This is a genomic window from Paludisphaera rhizosphaerae (genome assembly GCF_011065895.1).
In the GTDB taxonomy this organism is placed as follows: domain Bacteria; phylum Planctomycetota; class Planctomycetia; order Isosphaerales; family Isosphaeraceae; genus Paludisphaera; species Paludisphaera rhizosphaerae.
Genome location: NZ_JAALCR010000107.1, coordinates 1 through 280, shown reverse-complemented (window position 1 = coordinate 280; position 280 = coordinate 1). Strand labels below are relative to the sequence as shown.

1 protein-coding gene is annotated in these 280 nt (G+C 65.7%); it reads left to right on the top strand.

Going from position 1 to position 280, the window contains the following annotated elements; genetic code table 11:
• Positions 1 to 280, top strand: a 280-nt coding sequence (locus tag G5C50_RS32475; protein ID WP_206107953.1) for a hypothetical protein, incomplete at both ends; no start/stop codon positions are given.

Sequence of the window (280 nt, the reverse complement as noted above, 5' to 3'; positions counted from 1 at the left end):
CGACATCCCCCGCGTGGCCTGGCTGGCGTCCGAGGACAACCCCGACCCGGTCACCAGGGCCCAATATCGCGAACTCGCCGACCTGCCCTTCGACACGACCATCCCGACTCCGGGAGAAGAGGCGACGCAGGAGGTTCCCGAAGAACTCGCCCGTGAAGCTGAGTTACTCGACCAAGCCCGCCAGTGCCGATACTTCGGGCCGGATTCCTGTTCTTGCCGCTATGGCCGATGTTCGAGGCTCGGGCAGTCGGTCACGCCGAAGATCTGCACGGCCTGCGTG